This window comes from Pseudonocardia sp. D17, assembly GCF_036984265.1.
Taxonomy (GTDB): Bacteria; Actinomycetota; Actinomycetes; order Mycobacteriales; family Pseudonocardiaceae; genus Pseudonocardia; species Pseudonocardia benzenivorans.
In genome coordinates this window covers 112,304-130,626 of record NZ_BPRG01000136.1, presented here as the reverse complement: position 1 = coordinate 130,626, position 18,323 = coordinate 112,304, and the positions used below count along the sequence as shown (strand labels likewise).

Annotated in this window: 18 protein-coding genes; 15 read left to right on the top strand and 3 right to left on the bottom strand. The window is 74.4% G+C overall.

Features of this window, described 5'->3' with window-relative positions; genetic code table 11:
• Positions 1 to 94 precede the first annotated feature (94 nt).
• From PSD17_RS21160 to PSD17_RS21135, 6 genes are all read left to right on the top strand, one after another.
• The gene (locus PSD17_RS21160) at positions 95 to 385 is read left to right on the top strand and encodes a hypothetical protein (protein ID WP_013673936.1); all 291 of its coding nucleotides are present in this window, start codon (positions 95 to 97) and stop codon (positions 383 to 385) included.
• Positions 386 to 580: 195 nt separating this feature from the next.
• The gene (gene uraD, locus PSD17_RS21155) at positions 581 to 2,440 is read left to right on the top strand and encodes a 2-oxo-4-hydroxy-4-carboxy-5-ureidoimidazoline decarboxylase (RefSeq protein WP_339124241.1); all 1,860 of its coding nucleotides are present in this window, start codon (positions 581 to 583) and stop codon (positions 2,438 to 2,440) included.
• Positions 2,437 to 2,913, top strand: coding sequence for a 2-oxo-4-hydroxy-4-carboxy-5-ureidoimidazoline decarboxylase (gene uraD, locus PSD17_RS21150; protein ID WP_339124240.1), 477 nt, complete (start codon positions 2,437 to 2,439; stop codon positions 2,911 to 2,913). The genes uraD (PSD17_RS21155) and uraD (PSD17_RS21150) overlap by 4 nt, the downstream gene beginning before the upstream one ends.
• Complete coding sequence (gene uraH / locus PSD17_RS21145; RefSeq protein ID WP_339124239.1) at positions 2,910 to 3,206, top strand: hydroxyisourate hydrolase; 297 nt, start codon at positions 2,910 to 2,912, stop codon at positions 3,204 to 3,206. Before uraD (PSD17_RS21150) ends, uraH begins: the two co-directional genes overlap by 4 nt.
• A gap of 5 nt (positions 3,207 to 3,211) precedes the next feature.
• The gene (pucL, locus tag PSD17_RS21140) at positions 3,212 to 4,069 is read left to right on the top strand and encodes a factor-independent urate hydroxylase (protein WP_339124237.1); all 858 of its coding nucleotides are present in this window, start codon (positions 3,212 to 3,214) and stop codon (positions 4,067 to 4,069) included.
• A 205-nt stretch (positions 4,070 to 4,274) separates the two neighbouring features.
• Positions 4,275 to 4,643: a hypothetical protein gene (locus PSD17_RS21135; RefSeq protein ID WP_132975328.1), complete on the top strand. Its 369-nt coding sequence runs from the start codon at positions 4,275 to 4,277 to the stop codon at positions 4,641 to 4,643.
• Between the two features lie 58 nt (positions 4,644 to 4,701).
• Here the strand turns inward: PSD17_RS21135 and PSD17_RS21130 are convergent, their stop codons facing one another.
• Entirely contained in the window at positions 4,702 to 6,216 is a 1,515-nt protein-coding gene (locus tag PSD17_RS21130) for a PucR family transcriptional regulator (protein WP_339124236.1), read from the bottom strand.
• A 94-nt stretch (positions 6,217 to 6,310) separates the two neighbouring features.
• Between PSD17_RS21130 and PSD17_RS21125 the strand changes: the two genes are divergently transcribed.
• The 7 genes from PSD17_RS21125 to alc all read left to right on the top strand — a co-directional run bounded on the left by PSD17_RS21125 (position 6,311) and on the right by alc (position 13,941).
• Positions 6,311 to 7,183, top strand: coding sequence for an FAD binding domain-containing protein (locus PSD17_RS21125; protein WP_013673929.1), 873 nt, complete (start codon positions 6,311 to 6,313; stop codon positions 7,181 to 7,183).
• The gene (locus PSD17_RS21120; RefSeq protein WP_339124234.1) at positions 7,183 to 7,653 is read left to right on the top strand and encodes a (2Fe-2S)-binding protein; all 471 of its coding nucleotides are present in this window, start codon (positions 7,183 to 7,185) and stop codon (positions 7,651 to 7,653) included. The genes PSD17_RS21125 and PSD17_RS21120 overlap by 1 nt, the downstream gene beginning before the upstream one ends.
• A complete protein-coding gene (locus tag PSD17_RS21115) occupies positions 7,650 to 8,984 on the top strand; it encodes an 8-oxoguanine deaminase (protein ID WP_013673927.1) in 1,335 nt (444 codons plus the stop codon). Before PSD17_RS21120 ends, PSD17_RS21115 begins: the two co-directional genes overlap by 4 nt.
• Positions 8,981 to 11,251 (top strand): xanthine dehydrogenase subunit D, encoded by a 2,271-nt coding sequence (pucD, locus tag PSD17_RS21110; protein WP_339124233.1) that lies wholly within the window; start codon positions 8,981 to 8,983, stop codon positions 11,249 to 11,251. Before PSD17_RS21115 ends, pucD begins: the two co-directional genes overlap by 4 nt.
• 71 nt (positions 11,252 to 11,322) lie before the next feature.
• Positions 11,323 to 11,697, top strand: coding sequence for an allophanate hydrolase-related protein (locus tag PSD17_RS21105; RefSeq protein ID WP_325051304.1), 375 nt, complete (start codon positions 11,323 to 11,325; stop codon positions 11,695 to 11,697).
• Entirely contained in the window at positions 11,694 to 13,019 is a 1,326-nt protein-coding gene (allB, locus tag PSD17_RS21100; RefSeq protein WP_339124232.1) for an allantoinase AllB, read from the top strand. The genes PSD17_RS21105 and allB overlap by 4 nt, the downstream gene beginning before the upstream one ends.
• The gene (alc, locus tag PSD17_RS21095) at positions 13,012 to 13,941 is read left to right on the top strand and encodes an allantoicase (protein ID WP_013673923.1); all 930 of its coding nucleotides are present in this window, start codon (positions 13,012 to 13,014) and stop codon (positions 13,939 to 13,941) included. The genes allB and alc overlap by 8 nt, the downstream gene beginning before the upstream one ends.
• 30 nt (positions 13,942 to 13,971) lie before the next feature.
• Here the strand turns inward: alc and PSD17_RS21090 are convergent, their stop codons facing one another.
• On the bottom strand, positions 13,972 to 14,793 hold the full coding sequence (locus PSD17_RS21090; RefSeq protein ID WP_339124229.1) for an AraC family transcriptional regulator: 822 nt from the start codon (positions 14,791 to 14,793) through the stop codon (positions 13,972 to 13,974).
• A gap of 399 nt (positions 14,794 to 15,192) precedes the next feature.
• Between PSD17_RS21090 and PSD17_RS21085 the strand changes: the two genes are divergently transcribed.
• Together PSD17_RS21085 and PSD17_RS21080 are read left to right on the top strand one after the other, a co-directional pair.
• Positions 15,193 to 15,930 carry a class I SAM-dependent methyltransferase gene (locus PSD17_RS21085; RefSeq protein WP_013673921.1) on the top strand — a complete coding sequence of 246 codons (738 nt, stop codon included), beginning with the start codon at positions 15,193 to 15,195 and terminating at the stop codon, positions 15,928 to 15,930.
• Positions 15,927 to 17,501 carry a 1,4-alpha-glucan branching protein domain-containing protein gene (locus PSD17_RS21080; protein ID WP_013673920.1) on the top strand — a complete coding sequence of 525 codons (1,575 nt, stop codon included), beginning with the start codon at positions 15,927 to 15,929 and terminating at the stop codon, positions 17,499 to 17,501. Before PSD17_RS21085 ends, PSD17_RS21080 begins: the two co-directional genes overlap by 4 nt.
• On the opposite strand, the gene PSD17_RS21075 is transcribed toward PSD17_RS21080, so the two are convergent.
• On the bottom strand, positions 17,450 to 18,292 hold the full coding sequence (locus tag PSD17_RS21075; protein WP_041759428.1) for a trypsin-like serine peptidase: 843 nt from the start codon (positions 18,290 to 18,292) through the stop codon (positions 17,450 to 17,452). The genes PSD17_RS21080 and PSD17_RS21075 overlap by 52 nt on opposite strands.
• Positions 18,293 to 18,323 lie beyond the last annotated feature (31 nt).

The following is an 18,323-nucleotide window of genomic DNA, read 5'->3' as shown; positions in this document are numbered from 1 at the left end:
CACGTTCGGTGCTGCGCGCGGGCGCGCCGCACCGCTCGGCGGTAGAACGGACACCGCCGCCGGGCCGTTCCGGCGACGGGCAGGGGGTGCCGAGGTGCTGGTCACCGGATACGACGACCGCACGGGTTGCGGGTACGTCCTGCGCACGGGATCGGACACGGCCGAGGGCGCCGACTGCACGCCCGTGACCAGCGGCGGGCTCACCGTCCTGGCGACGCCGGAGCTCGCGGCCATGCTGCGCGACGCGCTCGCGAACCGGCCCGTGGCGCTGCTGAGCTGGACGGGCCCCGAGGTGCCGCTCGACCTCACCGACGGGGTGCTGCTCGGCTGGCTGACCCACACCGTCGGCGGGATCGTGACCGTCGCGGGCGCGCCCACCGGCTGACCGCTCCCGGCGGCCTGGAGGATCCTCCGAACCGGGGTCCTCCGGGACCCGTCGGCTTCGTCGTTTCGACGGGTGGTCGCTGCCGTCGGGCGGCCGTCATCGTGGGTCGCGTCACAGCCGACGACCCCTGCGAGGTGCCAGGTGCGCGCCCGTCCCCCCACTCCGACACCACGCCGACGCCATCCCGTCGACGAGGTGCTCCCCCCGGCGAAGCTCGCCGTCTACGGCTTCCAGCACGTGCTCGCCTTCTACGCCGGCGCGGTCATCGTGCCGATCCTGCTGGCCGGGGCCATCGGGCTGAACGAGCGCGAACTCATCCACCTCATCAACGCCGACCTGTTCACCTGCGGCATCGCCTCGATCATCCAGTCCGTCGGGTTCTGGAAGGTCGGTGTGCGGCTACCGCTGCTGCAGGGCGTGACGTTCACGGCCGTGTCGCCGATGATCGCCATCGGGATGGCCGCGGGCGGGGGCACCGACGGCCTGCTCGTCATCTACGGCTCGGTGATCGTCGCGGGGCTGTTCACCTTCCTGATCGCGCCCGTGTTCGGCAAGCTCATCCGCTTCTTCCCGCCGGTGGTCACCGGGTCGGTCATCACGATCATCGGGCTGGCGCTGCTGCCCGTGGCCGCGGCCGACGCCGTCGGCGGTGCCGACAACCCGCACCCCGAGGACTGGCACAACCTCGCGTTCGCGCTGGGCACGCTCGCGCTGATCGTCGTCATCCAGCGGGTCTTCCGCGGGTTCATGGCCACCGTCGCCGTCCTGATCGGGCTGGTCGCCGGCACGCTCGTCGCGTGGGCCACCGGCTTCGCGACGTTCTCCGCCGTCGGCGAGTCGGCCTGGTTCGGCGTCACCACGCCGTTCTTCTTCGGAATCCCGAAGTTCGGCCTCGCCGCCATCGTCTCGATGATCGTCGTCATGCTCATCACCGCCGTCGAGACCACCGGCGACGTGTTCGCGACCGGCGAGATCGTCGACAAGCGCGTCGGGAAGTCCGACATCGCCCGTGCGCTGCGTGCCGACGGGCTCGCCACCACCATCGGCGGCATCTTCAACTCGTTCCCCTACACCTGCTTCGCCGAGAACGTCGGCCTCGTCCGGCTGACCAGGGTGAAGAGCCGCTACGTGGTCGCCACCGCCGGAGCGATCATGATCGTCATCGGGCTGCTGCCGAAGGCGGGCGCGATCGTCGCAGGGATCCCGCACCCGGTGCTCGGCGGCGCCGCGCTCGCGATGTTCGCCACCGTCGCCGTCGTCGGCTTCCAGACGCTCTCGCGCGTCGACTTCCACGACCACCGCAACGTCGTCATCGTCGCCTCCAGCGTCGGCCTGGCGATGTTCGTGACGGCCCAGCCCGACGTCGCCAAGGCGCTGCCCGAGTGGGCACAGGTCGTGTTCGGCTCCGGCATCACGCTCGGCAGCATCACCGCGATCGTGCTGAACATCGTGTTCCACCACATCGGACGCGGCCGCGGCCCGGCCGTAGCGGGCTCGCCCGGCGAGGGCACGGTCCGGTTGGAACAGGTCAACGGGATGAGCCGGGAGGAGTTCGTCGCGACGTTCGGGCGACTGTTCCAGGGCGAGACCGCCATCGTCGGGCACGCCTACGACCGCAGGCCCTTCGCCGACACGGACGCGCTGCGCACCGCCTTCCAGGAGGCGCTGTTCGCCGCGCCGCGCGACGAGCAGCGGGCGCTGATGGCGGAGTACCCGGACCTGGGCGGGCTCGACATCGGCGAGGACTCCGAGCGCGACCAGTCCGCCGCGGGTCTCACCCGGCTCGCCGACGAGGACCAGCAGGAGTTCGAGGCGCTCGCCGCGACCTACCGGGAGCGGTTCGGCATCCCGCTCATCGTCTGCGTCCGCGACGCGCACAACCGCGATCACATCCTTCGCGACGGCGCGCTGCGGCTCACCAACTCCCCCGCGCAGGAGCACGCGGCGGCGCTCATCGAGATCGCGAAGGTGGCCAACCACCGCTTCGCCGACCTCGTCGCCGACGCCAACCCGATCCACACCGCGCGGACGTCGTGGACGAAGAGCGCTCGATGACACTGCAGCAGTTCAACGCCCTTCCCGCCGCGGAGGCCGAGCGCGCGCTGCTGGCGTGCTGCTCGGCCCCCCGGTGGGCCCGGGTCGTCGCCGCCCGACGGCCCTTCCCCTCGGTCGAGGCCCTGCAGGCCGCCGCGGCGGAGGCGTTGCGCGACAGCGACCTCGACGACGCGCTCGAGGGACACCCGCGCATCGGGGACCGGGTCGCCGAGGGCGCCTCGGCGCGCGAGCAGGCGGGGGTGGCCGGTGCGCCGCTGGACGTCCTCGACGCCCTCGCCAGGGGCAACCGCGCCTACGAGGCCCGCTTCGGGTACGTCTACCTCGTCTGCGCCAGCGGGCGCAGCGCCGAGGACCTGCTGGCGACGCTGCAGGCCCGGCTGGCCAACGACCCGGCGACCGAGCGCAAGGTCGCCCTCGAGGAGCTCACCGGGATCAACCGGCTGCGCATCGCCCGGCTGGTGGGGTCGTCGTGAGCCTCTCGACGCACGTGCTCGACGCCGCGACCGGCTCGCCTGCCGCCGGGATGCGGGTGTCGCTGGAGGGCGTGGGCTCCGCCGTCACCGACGACGACGGCCGGGCCCGATTCGCCGACCCGCCGGCCCCCGGCACCTGGCGGCTGGTCTTCGACACCGGTGCCTGGTTCGGCGACCGGCCCCACTTCCACCCCGAGGTGGTCGTGACGTTCACGGTGACCGATCCCGCGGCACACCTGCACGTGCCGCTCCTGTTGTCCCCCTTCGCCTATTCCACCTACCGCGGGAGCTGAACCCGATGACCACCACGTCGACGATCACGCTGGGCGCCAACCAGTACGGCAAGGCCGAGAACCGCGTCGTGCGCATCTACCGCGACAGCCCCCGGCACGAGATCCGTGACGTCACGGTGTCGACGGCGCTGCGCGGCGACTTCACCGCCGCCCACCTCGAGGGCGACCAGGCGCAGGTGCTGCCGACCGACACCCAGAAGAACACCTGCTACGCCTACGCCAAGGAGAAGGGCCTGCGCGAGATCGAGACCTACGGCCTCGACCTGGCCCGGCACTTCGTCGCCGACGTCGAGCCGGTGACCGGGGCCAGGGTGGCGGTGGACGAGCTGTTCTGGGACCGCGTGGAGGTCGGCGGCCAGGGCCACGACCACACCTGGGTCCGGCGCGGCCCCGAGGTGCGCACGACGGTCGTGACCGTCGACGGGAGCGGCGAGCAGGTCGTCTCCGGGCTCCGGGACCTGGTGCTGCTCAAGTCGACCGGCTCGGAGTTCGCCGGCTTCCTCACCGACGGGTACACCACGCTGGCCGAGACCCACGACCGGATCATGTCCACCTCGCTCGTCGCGACGTGGCGCTACGCGACGACCGAGCTCGACTGGGACAAGACGTGGTCGGACGTGCGGCGCATCCTTCTCGAGCAGTTCGCCGTCGTGCACTCCAAGGCGCTGCAGCAGACGTTGTGGGAGATGGGCCGCGCCGCGCTGGAGGCCCACCCCGAGGTCGCCGAGATCTCGCTGTCGGCACCGAACAAGCACCACTTCGTCGTGGACCTGTCGCCGTTCGGCCTGGACAACCCCAACGAGGTCTTCTACGCGGCCGACCGGCCGTACGGCTTGATCGAGGCCACGGTCACGCGTTCCTGACGCCCTGCCCGAACCCAGCCGGCCGGACGCCGCCGTGCTCACCTGTCCGGCGGAGCCCGACGCCACGGACGGAGCAGGACCGTTCGGCCACGAGCGGTGAGTTCGCGACACGCCGCCGTCCGCCGTAACGTGCGCATATCGCGCGCCGACCCCCACATCAGCCCTCCGGCGCGACGACGCGCCGTGGGCGGAAAGGGGATCGGTCGTGGGGGGACGTCCGCCTGCCACCGGCAGACCCGGCCGGGTCGTGTCCGCGGCGTTCGCGGCGGCGGCGGTCGCCGGGCTCGTCGTGGGGCGGTCGGTCGGCGCCGCCCGCACCCGCCGGCGCGTTCCGCAGCTGGGCGCGCTGCTCGACCACTCCCGCCGCATCGACCTGACGACGGGCCTGGTCTGCGACGCCGCCGGGCACCCGCGGGCGCTCGTCGAGCTCGACGGCACCGTCCGGGACCGGGCCGGGCACCAGGTGGGCGTCTACGACGACGCCTCGGCGACCTTCCGCGACCATGCCGACCGGGTCGTCGCGACCGTCGACGAGGCGGGCCGCATCCGCCCGGCCCGCCGCCGCGGCGTCTGACCGCGGCCCGGGGTCCGTCCCGCCGGCAGCACACCGCGCGGGCGCCGCGCCCCTCGGGTCAGCGCGCGCGCAGCGCGAGCCAGACGTCGACGCGGTCGGCCAGGGTCGAGAGGTCGCGCGCCGTCAGCTCCTCGACCCGCCCGATGCGGTAGCGCACGGTGTTGACGTGCAGGTGCAGCCGCTCGGCGGTGCGGCTCCACGATCCCGAGCACTCCAGGAACGCCTCGAGCGTCCCGACGAGCCCGGCACCGGTGCGCTCGTCGTAGGCCAGGACCGGGTCGAGGACGCTCGCGGCGAAGGCCCGGCGCACCTCGTCCGGGACGGCCGCGAGCAGCGCGACGTGCGAGGTCACCTCGGCCGCGGCGACGACGTGCAGCGTCCCCGGCCTGCCGTGCGCGAGCTCGCGGGCGTGCTGGGCCTCGCGCAGGGCGCCGGCCAGCGTGCCGGGGTCGGCGGGACGGCTCGTCCCGACGAGCAGCGTGCCGGGCAGCCCGGGACCGAGCCGCTGCAGCGCGGCGTCGACGGCGTCGACCGGACCGGGGAGCAGCGCGACGGCGGTCCCGTCGCTCACCCCGACCACGGGCGCGTCGCCGGCCTCGGCGGTCCCGACGTCGAGCAGGATCGTCCGCGCGGTCTCGGCCAGGTCCGGCCGGCCGGCGAACCCGGCGACGACGACGCTCAGCGCGCCCGTGGCCCGCAGCCCGGCCTGCCGCAGCCGGACCGCCGTCTCGGGCCGGTCGTGCGCGCCTCCCGCCAGCAGCGCGACGGCGTCGTCGGCGATCGCCGACGCGACGCGCTGTCCCTCCCCGCGCCGCGCCCGGTCGAGCGCCGCGATCGCCACCAGCTCACCGACGGCGTCGGCGACCTCGGACTCCCACTCGTCGAACCGCCCGTCTGCGACCACGAACCACGAGGTCACCCGCGCCCCGGCCCCCGGCCCTACCAGCAGGACCGAGCACCCCGCCCCGACCCGGGCGGGCAGCCGCTGCGCGGTCAGGAAGGTGGCGACCAGGCGGTCGCGCAGGTCGTCGGACAAGGGCGGTCCGGCGATCCGCCGTCCGCTCGCCGCGAGCACCCGGCAGCCGACGCCCGTCGCCGCCGAGACCTGCGCGACCAGCTCGTCGAGCCCCGCCCCGCTCGCGACGGCGCTCAGCAGCTCGCGCTGGCGGCCCAGGGTGTGCGCGAGCCGGTCGCCCCTGGCCGCGGTGACGGCGCCGACGACGACCTCGGTCACCGTCCCGAACGACGTCTCCTCCGGCACCGCGATCAGCGGCACGCCGTGGCGCCGGCAGGCCTGCACGAGGTCGTCGGGGACGGTGTGGAAGACCGCCTCGCCGGCGGCGAGCGCGGCCGCCCCGGACGCGGCGACGGCGGCGACGAACCGCTCGCTGTCGGCGGGGTCGTTGCGCCACACGAGCCCGCTGATGACGAGCTCGCCCCCGGACAGGTAGCGGCCGGGATCGATGAGGTCGGTCGTGTAGACCCACCGGACGCCGCGGTCGAGGTCCACGTCCGACCCGTGGAGCAGCCGCAGGTGCAGCCCGGGGTGCGCGAGCAGGTCACGCAGGAGCATTGGAGGAACGTACAAGACCTCGGCGTGACGCGGGCCACCGATTCGTGGCGGCGGCGACTTATCCGCACGGCCGCGTGCCGGTGTACTCGTCGGCATGGACTTCCTGGCACCGAGCACGTGGGCAGAGGCGCTCGCGGCGAAGGCGGAGCGGCCCGACGCGCTGCCGGTCGCCGGTGGCACCGACGTCATGGTGGAGCTGAACTTCGACCATCGTCGTCCGGACGCGCTGCTGGACCTGACCCGGGTACCGGAGCTGCGCGAGTGGGCGTGGGACGACGGCCGCATCCGGCTCGGCGCGGGCGTCACCTACGCGCGGGTCATCGCCGAGCTGGGCGACCGGCTGCCGGGGCTGGCGATGGCCGCCCGCACCGTCGGCTCGCCGCAGATCCGCAACCGGGGCACCGTCGGCGGCAACCTCGGCGCCGCGTCCCCCGCCGGTGACTCGCACCCGGCGCTGCTGGCCGCCGACGCCGTCGTCGAGATCGCCTCGGCGGCGCGCGGCACCCGGGAGGTGCCGGTCGCGGAGTTCTTCACCGGCGTCAAGCGCAACGCACTCGCGCCCGACGAGCTGATCGCCGCCGTGCTCGTCGCCCCGCCCGCGGGACCGCAGCAGTTCTGCAAGATCGGGACCCGCAACGCGATGGTGATCGCGGTGTCCGCGTTCGGGTTCGCGCTGCACCCGGACCGCAAGGAGGTCGGCACCGGGGTGGGCTCGGCCGCCCCGACCCCGCGCCGGGCCGACGCCGCCGCCGCGTTCCTCGCCGGCGAGCTGGAGGCCGCCGGGCTGTGGGAGTCGCGCGCCGCGCTGCCCGACGGTCTGGCGGCCGAGTTCGGCCGCAGGGTGCGCGACGCGGCCGCCCCGATCGACGACGTGCGCGGCACCGCCGCGTACCGCCTGCACACGCTCTCGGTGATGGCGCGCCGCGCCGCCACCTGGGCCTGGGACGAGCACCGGAGGGCCGCCTGATGCGGATCGAACTGACGGTCAACGGCGAGCGCCGCGAGGCCGACGACGTGTGGGAGGGCGAGAGCCTGCTGTACGCGCTGCGCGAGCGGCTGGGCCTGCCCGGGTCCAAGAACGCCTGCGAGCAGGGCGAATGCGGGTCGTGCACCGTCTACATGGACGGGGCACCGGTGTGCTCGTGCCTCGTCGCGGCGGGGCAGGCGCAGGGCCGCGAGGTCACGACGGTCGAGGGGCTCGCCGGCGACGACGGGCTCGACCCGGTGCAGCAGGCGTTCGTCGAGTGCGGCGCCGTGCAGTGCGGGTTCTGCACGCCGGGCTTCCTCGTCTCCACCCACGACCTGCTGGCGCGCAACCCCTCCCCGAGCGACCCCGAAATCCGGGAGGCGCTCGCGGGGAACCTCTGCCGCTGCACCGGCTACGAGAAGATCCTGGACGCGGTGCGAGCGGCGGCTTCCGCGGGAGCGCAGTCATGATCATTGAGGGTGCTCATGTCGTCACCGTGACCGGTGCCGAGTTCGCCGACGGCCACGTCGTGATCGACGGCAACCGGATCACCGCCGTCGGCCCCGGCCCGGCGCCGGTTCCCGGAGAACGGATCGACGCCCGCGGCTGCCTGCTCACCCCCGGGTTCGTCAACACCCACAACCACCTCTACCAGTGGGTCACCCGCGGCCTGGCCGTCGACGCGACGCTGTTCGAGTGGCTCACCACGCTCTACCCGGTGTGGGCCGGCATCGACGAGCACGCCGTGCACACCGGCGCCACCGGCGCGCTGTCGCAGCTCGCGCTGACCGGCTGCACGACCGCTGCCGACCACCACTACGTCTTCCCCCGCGAGGGCGGCGACGTGCTCGGCGCCGAGATCCGCGCCGCGGCCGACGTCGGGCTGCGCTTCCACGCCACCCGTGGCTCGATGGACCTGGGCCGCAAGGACGGCGGCCTGCCACCCGACCACGTCGTCGAGGACCGCGACGCGATCCTCGCCGCCTCGGAGGAGGCGGTGCGCCGTTGGCACGACCCGTCGCCCGACGCCATGCTGCGGATCGCGCTCGCGCCGTGCTCGCCGTTCTCGGTGACCGGTTCGCTGATGCGCGAATCAGCGGAACTGGCGCGGCGGCTCGGGGTGCTGCTGCACACCCACCTGGCCGAGACCGTCGACGAGGAGGAGTTCTGCCGCGAGCGGTTCGGCTGCTCGCCGCTGGAGTACGTGGAGAGCCTCGGCTGGACCGGCGAGGACGTCTGGTTCGCCCACGGCATCCACTTCGACGACGCCGAGGTCAAGAAGGTCGGCGCCACCGGGAGCGGGGTGGCGCACTGCCCCTCGTCCAACGCCCGGCTCGGCGCCGGCATCTGCCGCACCCGCGACCTGCGCGACGCCGGGGCCCGCGTCGGCCTCGGGGTCGACGGCGCCGCCTCGAACGAGGCCGGCAGCCTGCTGGAAGAGGTCCGGCACGCGCTGCTGTTCGCCCGCGCGGTGGGCGGTCCGACCGCACTGACGGTCCGCGACGCGCTGGAGCTGGCGACGATCGGCGGCGCCTCCGTGCTCGGCCGACAGCGGGAGATCGGCTCCGTCGAGCCCGGCAAGCTCGCCGACCTCGCACTCTGGCGCATCGACGGCCTCGGCCACGCCGACGTCGCCGACCCCGTCGCGGCGCTGGTCCTCGGTGCGCCGCCGCCGCTGGAGCTGCTGCTCGTCGACGGGCGGCCGGTCGTCGAGCGCGACCGCGTCGTCACCGTCGACACCTCCGCCGTCGCGCGCGAGTGCGCCGCCGTACACGAGACCCTGTTGGAGAAGGCGTCATGACCTCGACCGAGACCCGCGACGTCGGGAAGATCGGCGACTCCCCGCTGCGTCCCGACGGCACGCTCAAGGTCACCGGCGAGTTCGCGTACTCGTCCGACCTGTGGCACGACGACATGTGCTGGGGCGTCACGCTGCGCAGCCCGCACCCGCACGCCCGCATCCACTCCATCGACGTCAGCGCCGCCCTGGCGACCCCCGGCGTCTACGCGGTGCTCACCCATGCGGACGTCCCGGGTCTGAACCGCGTCGGGCTCGAGCACCTCGACCAGCCCGCGCTCGCCGAGGACGTCGTCCGCTACCAGGGCGAACCCGTCGCCCTCGTCGCCGCCGACCATCCCGAGACGGCCCGGCGCGCCGCCAAGCGGATCGTCGTCGACTACGAGGAGCTGCCCGCGCTGACCGACCCGCGCCGGGCGCTGGACGACGACGCCCCGCTCGTCCAGCCCGGCGGGAACCTGGTGCGCGAGCTGGCGATCCGCCGCGGCGACCCCGCCCCGACGGCACCGGTCGTCGTCGCACTGGACTTCGAGGTCGGCATGCAGGACCAGGCCTTCCTGGGTCCGGAGTCCGGGCTCGCGGTGCCCGACGGCGAGGGCGGCCTCGACCTCTACGTCGCGACGCAGTGGCTGCACGTCGACCAGCAGCAGGTGTGCCGGGTGCTCGACCTGCCGCCCGACCGGGCGCGGCTGCACCTGGCCGGCGTCGGCGGCGCGTTCGGCGGTCGCGAGGACCTGTCGATGCACGTCCACGCCTGCCTGCTCGCGATGCACACCGGCAAGCCCGTGAAGATGAGCTACTCGCGCGAGGAGTCGTTCTTCGGTCACGTGCACCGCCACCCCGCGTGGCTGCGCTACGAGTTCGGCGCCACGGAGGAGGGCCGGCTGATCTACGCCAAGGCCGACATCCTGTTCGACGGCGGCGCCTATGCCTCGTCGACGACGGCGGTCGTCGGCAACGGCGGAACGCTGGGCCTGGGCCCGTACGACATCCCGTCGGTGCACGTCGACGCGCGCGGCGTCTACACGAACAACCCGCCCTGCGGGGCCATGCGCGGCTTCGGGTGCGTGCAGGCCGCCTTCGCCCATGAGGCGCTGATGGACGAGCTCGCCGACCGGGTCGGCGTCGACCCCGTGGAGATCCGGGCGCTCAACGGCATGCGCGAGGGCGACCGCAACATCACCGGCCAGCTCATCGACTCGGCCGCCCCCGTCGCGGAGCTGATCCGCACCGTGCGCGACCTGCCGCTGCCCCCGCCTCCGGACGACCGGCCCGACATCCGCGACCTGCCCGGCGGCGCGTCCAACACCACGCACGGTGAGGGCGTCGTCCGCGGGATCGGGTACGCCGTCACGTACAAGAACGTCGGGTTCTCCGAGGGCTTCGACGACTACTCGACCGCCCGGGTCCGGCTGGAGATCGTCGGCGGCGAGCCCGTCGCGACGGTGCACACCGCCGCCGCCGAGGTCGGGCAGGGCCTGATCACCGTCGAGCAGCAGATCTGCCGCACCGAGCTGGGCGTCGACCGGGTCGTGGTGCACCCCAAGAACACGATGGTCGGCTCCGGGGGCTCCACGTCCGCGTCCCGCCAGACCTACGTGACCGGCGGCGCGGTCAAGGCGGCCTGCGAGGCGGTCCGGGAGTCGGTGCTCGCCCTGTCCGCACGGCGGCTCGGCGTGAGCGGCCTCCGTCTCGACGGCGACAAGATCGTCTCCGCGTCGGGCGAGGTGCTCGCCGTGCTGGCCGAGGTACTGGCCGACGAGGCCGTCGAGGAGACCGTCCAATGGCACCACCGGCCGACGTATCCGATCGACCCGGAGACCGGCCAGGGCGACGCCCACGTGCAGTACGCGTTCTCGGCGCACCGGGCGGTCGTGGACGTCGACGTCGAGCTCGGCCTGGTCAAGGTCGTCGCGCTGGACACCGCGCAGGACGTCGGCAGGGCGATCAACCCCGACGCCGTCGTCGGCCAGATCCAGGGCGGCAGCGCCCAGGGCATGGGGCTGGCGCTGATGGAGGAGATCGTCGTGACCGACGGCAAGGTGCGCAACCCGTCGTTCACCGACTACCTGATCCCGACCATCCTCGACATGCCGCCGATGCAGGTGAAGGTCCTGGAGTACGCCGACCCGCACGCGCCCTACGGCGTCCGCGGCGTCGGCGAGCCGCCGACGATCTCGTCGGGCCCGGCGGTGGCGGCGGCGATCCGCGCCGCGACGGGCAAGGCCCTGCGCCGCGTCCCCGTCCGCCCGGAGCACATCACCCTGTGAGTGGCGATGGTCGCTCTCGCGACCATCGCCACTCACGACCCCCCTACTCGTTGGAGGCTCGTGTGCCCCGCATGTTCCTGAACGGCACGGCGATGGCCGGCGGCGCCGATCACCACCTGGTCGGCGGCGCCCCGCTCGTGACCGCGACGACGACGGCGAAGCGCTACCGGTTCCACGCCGTCGACGGTGCGTACCCGGCGCTGGAGGACGTCGGCCCGGACCAGGGCGCCGCCGTACAGGGCGAGGTCTACGAGCTCTCCTACGAGCAGCTGCGCCAGGTGCTCCTGCCCGGCGAGCCGGCCGGCCTGGAGCTCGGTGTCATCGAGCTGGCCGACGGCAGCGGGTCGCTCGCGATGATCCTGCGGCGTCCGTGGGACGGCGGGCCCGCGCTGACCGACATCTCCGACCTCGCGAGCTGGCGGGCGTACCGGGAGCAGCAGCCGTGATCGTGCTGCGGGCCCGCCGGGCGCTCGTCGAGGGATCGCTGCGTCCGGCCGCCGTCGTGGTCGACGGTTCGCGGATCGCGGCGGTCCTCCCGTTCTCCGACGCCGTGGCCGCGCAGGAGATCACGCTTGCCGACGACGAGGTGCTGCTGCCCGGGCTCGTCGACACCCACGTGCACGTCAACGAGCCCGGCCGCACCGAGTGGGAGGGCTTCGCGTCGGCGACCCGGGCGGCCGCGGCGGGCGGGGTGACGACGATCGTCGACATGCCGCTGAACTCGTTGCCGCCCACGGTGTCCGTTCCCTTCCTGGCGACGAAGCGAGCCGCGGCGGCCGGGCAGTGTCTCGTCGACGTCGCCTTCTGGGGCGGGGCGATCCCCGGCAACGGGTCCGAGCTGCGCCCGCTCCACGACGCCGGCGTCGTCGGGTTCAAGGCGTTCCTCGTCGACTCCGGGGTACCCGAGTTCCCGCCCCTGCCCGACCCACGACCCGCCCTCCGGGAACTCGCCGAGTTCGACGGCCTGCTCATCGCCCACGCCGAGGACGGCGCGCTCATCACACCCGCCGGGGGGCGGCGCTACGCCGACTTCGTCGCCTCGCGGCCCCGCGCCTCGGAGGACTCCGCGATCGCCGGGCTGCTGGCCGCCGCCCGCGAGACCGGTGCCCGGGTGCACGTCGTGCACCTCTCGTCCGCCGACGCGCTCCCGCTGCTCGCCGCGGCGCGCGCGGACGGGGTGCGCGTCACCGTCGAGACCTGTCCGCACTACCTCGCGCTCACCGCCGAGGAGGTGCCCGACGGCGACACCCGCTTCAAGTGCTGCCCGCCGGTGCGCGAGGCCGACAACCGTGACGCGCTGTGGCAGGGGCTCGTCGACGGCACGATCGACATGGTCGTGTCCGACCACTCCCCCTGCACCCCGGACCTGAAGCGCCTCGACTCTGTCGACTCCTTGTGCGGCGATTTCGGCGCTGCCTGGGGCGGTATCGCCTCCCTGCAGATCGGGCTGCCCATCGTGTGGACCGAGGCGCGGGCGCGCGGGATCGACCTCGCCGACGTCGTGACCTGGATGTCCCGGCGCCCCGCGGATCTCGTCGGACTGACGAGCAAGGGCCGGATCGAGCCCGGCGCGGACGCCGACCTCACGGTCTTCGCCCCCGACGCCACCTTCGCCGTCGGGGCACTGCACCACCGCAACCCCGTCACCCCCTACGCGGGCCGCACGCTGCACGGCGTCGTCCGCGCGACCTGGCTGCGCGGCACCGTGATCACCGACGGTGAGGCTCCGCGCGGCCGGCTGCTGAGCAGAGAGGACGCCCGTGTCTGACTTCCGGCTCCTGCCCGACCTGGCCCGCCGCGACGTCGGCGGCGCCGTCGTCTCCGCCAACGACGAGGCCTTCGCGACCCGCGAGAACCTGATCACCCCCGGCCCCGCCGTCTTCGACCCGTCGACGTTCGGACCCAAGGGCAAGGTCTACGACGGCTGGGAGACCCGCCGCCGTCGCGAGCCCGGCCACGACGAGGCCGTCGTCCGCCTCGGGGCGCCCGGCGTCGTGCGCGGGATCGTCGTCGACACCGCGTGGTTCACCGGCAACTACCCGCCCGAGGCCGCCGTCGACGGGCTCGCCGGCGACACCTGGGTCCCGCTCGTCGCCCGCTCGCCGATCAAGGGCGACACCGAGAACGCCTTCGACGTGCAGTGCGACGACCGCATCACCCACGTCCGCCTGCGGATCTTCCCCGACGGCGGCGTGGCGCGGCTGCGCGTCCACGGCGTGGCGAAGCCCGACCCTGCGCTACTGGCGGCGCTCGGGTCGGTGGACCTCGCCGCGATCGAGAACGGCGGCCGCGTGACGGCCTGCTCGAACCTCTTCTACAGCTCGCCGCAGAACCTGCTGCTCCCCGGACCCGCACGCAGCATGGGCGAGGGCTGGGAGACCGCGCGGCGGCGCGACGACGGCAACGACTGGGTCGAGCTGGCCCTCGCCGGGCCGGCCGTCGTGCGGGTCGCCGAGCTGGACACGAGCTGGTTCCTGCACAACGCCCCCGGGTCGGCGTCCCTGCAGGGTCGCCTGTCGGACGCCTCACCCTGGGAGCCGCTGCTGCCGCGCACGCCCCTGGAGCCCGACACCCGGCACCGCTTCGTCCTCCCCGGCGCAGGCCCGGTGACCCAGGTCCGGATGGACGTCTTCCCCGACGGCGGCATGGCCCGCCTGCGGCTGCACGGCTCCTTCGTCCCGCAGGCATAGCCGCGGGTCAGCGTTCACAAGCTTGTGGGTTCACGGGAAACAGGTGCCCGGGGTGGTGCCGAAGGTCGCGCGGAAGGCCGCGACGTAGGCGCTGGGGGTCTCGTAGCCTGCGATCTCCGACGCCGCTGCGACCGTCGCCCCCTCGGCGATGCGTTCCAGACCGCGCAGCAACATCCGTTGTCGGCGCCAGCGGCCGGGGGTCATGCCGGTCTCGTCGTGGAAACGGCGTTCGAGGGTGCGGACGCCGATCTCCAAGCGGCGCGCGATCGCCGCGAGGGTCGCGCCGGCGTCGAGCATCGCCGCTACCTTCACCATCAGCGGGCTCTCGGGTTCCGGGAGGGTGAACGCCGACGGGCCGTCTCCGTGACGCGCGGCCTGCGCCGAGGTGCGGGCGTCGGCAGGTTCGGCACCCGGGACGTCGACGCCGCGCGTGTCCACCGGCAGCTCCGCGAGGATCACCGCGGCCATCGCGGCCTCGACGGGGACACGTTCGTCGAGCATCCCCATGTCGGCGGCCCGGACGATCAGCTCGCGCAGCAGCGGCGAGACCGCGAGGGCGCGGCACTCGCCATAGCCGCCGATGCCGGGTCGCAGGTAGAGGGTGCGCAGAGCGCTGCGGCCGGCGAACCGGATCGAGTGCCGGGCCCGTGCCGGCACCCACACCGCCCACGTCGGCGGGGCGAACCATGCTCCCGCCGGGGTGCGGACGGTCATCAACCCGGAGCGGACGTACACGAGCTGGTGCCAGTCGTGGCGGTGCTCGGCGATCTCCTGGCCGTCGAGGTGGTCGCCGACGGCCGACCGGACGACGAGATGCGGCTCAGCTGCGACGGATCGACGTTTCTGCGACATCGGGGGCCGACGGTATCGGCGTTGCGTCGTTCCGTCGGCCGGTTCGGGTCGGCCGGTGCCGAGTGCGAAGCTCGCTCGGGACGGCGGGGATCGCGTCGGAGCCGCGCGGTCGGGTGCGGCTCTCCGGGCGGTCGACGGGTACTGGTCACGGATGACGTGTTCGCCGCGACACGGCGGCACATGTCGCGGAAACGTCGAGCCCGCCGAGTTGGTCGTGCTCGCCGAGCCTGCTGTGCGGCCAACCGTTGCGGCAGCGGCGTGGATCGGCCGATCGCGCGCAACCCCACGGTCGTCCGGCGGCTCCCGGGTTCAGCAGCAGCAGTGAGGTTGCGCGCGGTGCCACACCACGGGTCGGACCGCGCCCCAGCCGCCGAGATGCGCGCGGGATACGGTCGATCGATGACCGCGCCCGGCCTGCCACTGACCGGCGAGCGCACCGTGCCGGATGTCGCCGCCGAGAATTACTGGTTCCGCCGTCATGAGGCCGTCTACCTCGCTCTGCTGCCGCGCTGCACGGGCATGGTCCTGGAGGCAGGCTGCGGGGAAGGGTACGGCGCCGATCTGGTCGCCGGACACGCCGATCGGGTCCTCGCCCTCGACCACGACGTCCCGACCGTGCAGCACGTCGCCCGCCGCTACCCGCGGGTCGCACCGGCGCGGGGCAACCTCGTCGCGCTGCCCGTGGCGACGGGCGTGATCGACGTGGTCGTGTCGTTGCAGGTGATCGAGCACCTGTGGGAGCAGGAGCGGTTCGTCCGCGAGTGCGCCCGGGTGCTGCGGCCCGGCGGTGAGCTGCTCGTCTCGACGCCCAACCGGCTCACGTTCTCCCCCGGCCGCGACACGCCGCTCAACCCGTTCCACAGCCGGGAGTTCGCCCCCGCCGAACTCGAGGACCTGCTGCGCGCCGACGGGTTCGACGACGTCGAGATGCTGGGCCTGCACCACGGCGCACGGCTGCGCGAGCTCGACGCCCGGCACGGCGGCTCGATCGTCGAGGCCCAGGTCGCGGCGGCGCTCGCGGGCACGGAGCTGTCGCCGGCGCTCGCCGCGGACGTCGCGTCGGTGACGGCCGCGGACTTCGTACTGCACGACATCGCGCTCGACGACAGCCTCGACCTCGTCGCGATCGCCGGATGACCGAACCGGTCGGCACGTTCTGCCTCGTCCTGCACTCGCACCTGCCGTGGCTCGCCCACCACGGGCGCTGGCCCGTCGGCGAGGAGTGGCTCTACCAGTCGTGGGCGCACGCGTACCTGCCTGTCGTCGACGTGCTCGAGCGGCTCGCCGCGGAGGGTCGCCGCGACCTGCTGACGCTCGGCGTCACGCCGGTGCTCGCCGCCCAGCTCGACGACCCGCACTGCCTGCGCGGCATGCACGACTGGCTCGGCGGCTGGCTGCTGCGCGCCCACGAGGCGGCCACGCGGCTGCCCGACCTGGCCCGCCGCGAGCACCGGGCGGCGACGGCGGCACTGCGCGGCTTCGAGGCCCGCTGGCGCCACGGCGGCGCCCCGGTGCTGCGCGGGCTCGCCGACGCGGGCGCGCTCGAACTGCTCGGCGGCCCGGCGACGCATCCCTTCGCGCCCCTGCTCGACGACCGGGTCCGCGCCTTCGCCCTCGACGCCGGGCTCGTCGACCACACCCGCCGCTTCGGGGTGCGACCGGCCGCGATCTGGGCCCCGGAGTGCGGCTACGCACCGGGGATGGAGACCGGGTACGCGGCGGCGGGCGTCGACAGGTTCGTCGTCGACGGTCCGGCGTTGCACGGCGACACGGCGCTGCTGCGTCCGGTCGGCGACTCGGGCGTGCTCGTCGCCGGCCGCGACCTCGACGTCACCTACCGGGTCTGGTCGCCGCGCGCGGGCTACCCGGGGCACCCCGACTACCGCGACTTCCACACGTTCGACCACCGCTCCGGACTCAAACCGTCGCGCGTGACCGGGAAACACGTTGCCCCACAGGACAAGCGCCCCTACGACCCCGACCGCGCCGCGGCGGCCCTGGCACGGGACGCGGCGGACTTCGTCGGTGTCGTCCGGGAGCGGCTGACGGGGATCCGGGCGCGGCTGGGCCGGCCCGGACTGGCGGTCGCCGCCTTCGACACCGAGCTGTTCGGGCACTGGTGGCACGAGGGCCCGGCCTGGCTGGAGGCGGTGCTGCGGGCGCTCCCGGAGGCGGGCGTACGGGCCACGACGCTGGCCGGGGCCGTGGACGCGGGACTCGTCGGCACACCCGTGGAGCTGCCGAGGTCGTCGTGGGGGCTGGGCAAGGACTGGCACGTCTGGGACGGCGACCCGGTCGCCGATCTGGTGCGGCGCGGCCAGGCCGTCCAGCGCGACCTGCTGGCCACCGCGCACCCCGCCCCCGCGCACCCCGCCCCCGCGCACGCCACCGCCGCCCGCGACCCGCTGCGCGACGCCCTCGCCGAGCAGGCCCTGCTGGCCCTGTCGAGCGACTGGGCGTTCATGGTCAGCCACGACTCCGCCGCCGACTACGCCCGGTCCCGCGCCCACGGGCACGCCGACCGGGTGGCGACGCTCGCACGGCTGCTCGCGGCCGGCGACCGGCGGGCCGCGCAGGCGGCGGTGGCGAGCTGGGAGCCGGGGCCGTTCGGCCACGTCGACGCCCGCAGGCTCGGCGCCGTCCGGCCCGGGGCCCGTCAGGCCGCCGTCAGCGTCGCGAGCAGCGCCACGGTGTCGGCGTCGAGGTAGCTGGCGTAGGAGACGTCGTCGCTCTCGCCGCCCTGCTGGTAGCCGCCGGTGACGCCGATGATCCGGGTGCCGTCGCGCAGCCACGGCCCGCCGCTGGTGCCGCCGGGCAGATCCGCGTCGGCGAGCTGCAGCTGGGTGGGGCTGAACCGGGTCGCGACGCCGGTCGGGGCGACGGGCCCGGCCGCGTCCTCGGGATATCCGACGACCTGCACCGGACCACCGTCGCCGGGGTCGATCGCGAGCCGGTAGCCGCCGGTCACGTCCTGGATCGGTCCGGCGCCGTCGCGGCCCACCGCGAGGAACGCCACGTCGAGGTCGGGATCGGCGGCGGCGACCCAGCGCGGGTCGACGGCCGTGTCGCGGACGGTCCAGATCCCGAACGGCGCGACACCGTCGTGGTACCCGGGGACGAACACGAGATCGGTCCGTGCGGGCGTGCCGTCACCGTCGGCGACGCAGTGCGCGGCAGTCATCACCGTGTCCCCCGCCGGGGTGTCGACGACGGCGCCGCTGCAGAAGTGCTCACCCCAGCCCTCACCGTCGGACCCGACGTCGGCGGCGTCGAAGATCGCCCCGACGGCGGGCCAGGCCACGCCTGCGACGGCGGCGGGGCCGGTCCGGTGTGCGGGGGTGGCGGCCGGGAGCTGGGGCGCCGGCGCGGCCGGTGACCCCGACGCCGTCCCGGACGCCGCGACGACCACGAGGCACACGACGACCGCGAGGCACACGACGACTCCCGCCGTCACCGCCCATGCCGGCCGTCCCCGCACGCCGCCCCCCTCGGTCCGCACCCAGGATCCCGGCACCGGGTGCGTCGCGCAC

Coding starts and splice junctions, on each gene's coding strand:
- PSD17_RS21130 (WP_339124236.1), bottom strand. CDS start 6,216: ATGCTCCTGCGTGACCTGCTCGCGCACCCCGGGCTGCACCTGCGGCTG.
- PSD17_RS21125 (WP_013673929.1), top strand. CDS start 6,311: ATGGACTTCCTGGCACCGAGCACGTGGGCAGAGGCGCTCGCGGCGAAG.
- pucD (WP_339124233.1), top strand. CDS start 8,981: ATGACCTCGACCGAGACCCGCGACGTCGGGAAGATCGGCGACTCCCCG.
- PSD17_RS21105 (WP_325051304.1), top strand. CDS start 11,323: ATGTTCCTGAACGGCACGGCGATGGCCGGCGGCGCCGATCACCACCTG.
- PSD17_RS21080 (WP_013673920.1), top strand. CDS start 15,927: ATGACCGAACCGGTCGGCACGTTCTGCCTCGTCCTGCACTCGCACCTG.
- uraD (WP_339124240.1), top strand. CDS start 2,437: ATGACACTGCAGCAGTTCAACGCCCTTCCCGCCGCGGAGGCCGAGCGC.
- PSD17_RS21115 (WP_013673927.1), top strand. CDS start 7,650: ATGATCATTGAGGGTGCTCATGTCGTCACCGTGACCGGTGCCGAGTTC.
- pucL (WP_339124237.1), top strand. CDS start 3,212: ATGACCACCACGTCGACGATCACGCTGGGCGCCAACCAGTACGGCAAG.
- PSD17_RS21120 (WP_339124234.1), top strand. CDS start 7,183: ATGCGGATCGAACTGACGGTCAACGGCGAGCGCCGCGAGGCCGACGAC.
- PSD17_RS21090 (WP_339124229.1), bottom strand. CDS start 14,793: ATGTCGCAGAAACGTCGATCCGTCGCAGCTGAGCCGCATCTCGTCGTC.
- PSD17_RS21085 (WP_013673921.1), top strand. CDS start 15,193: ATGACCGCGCCCGGCCTGCCACTGACCGGCGAGCGCACCGTGCCGGAT.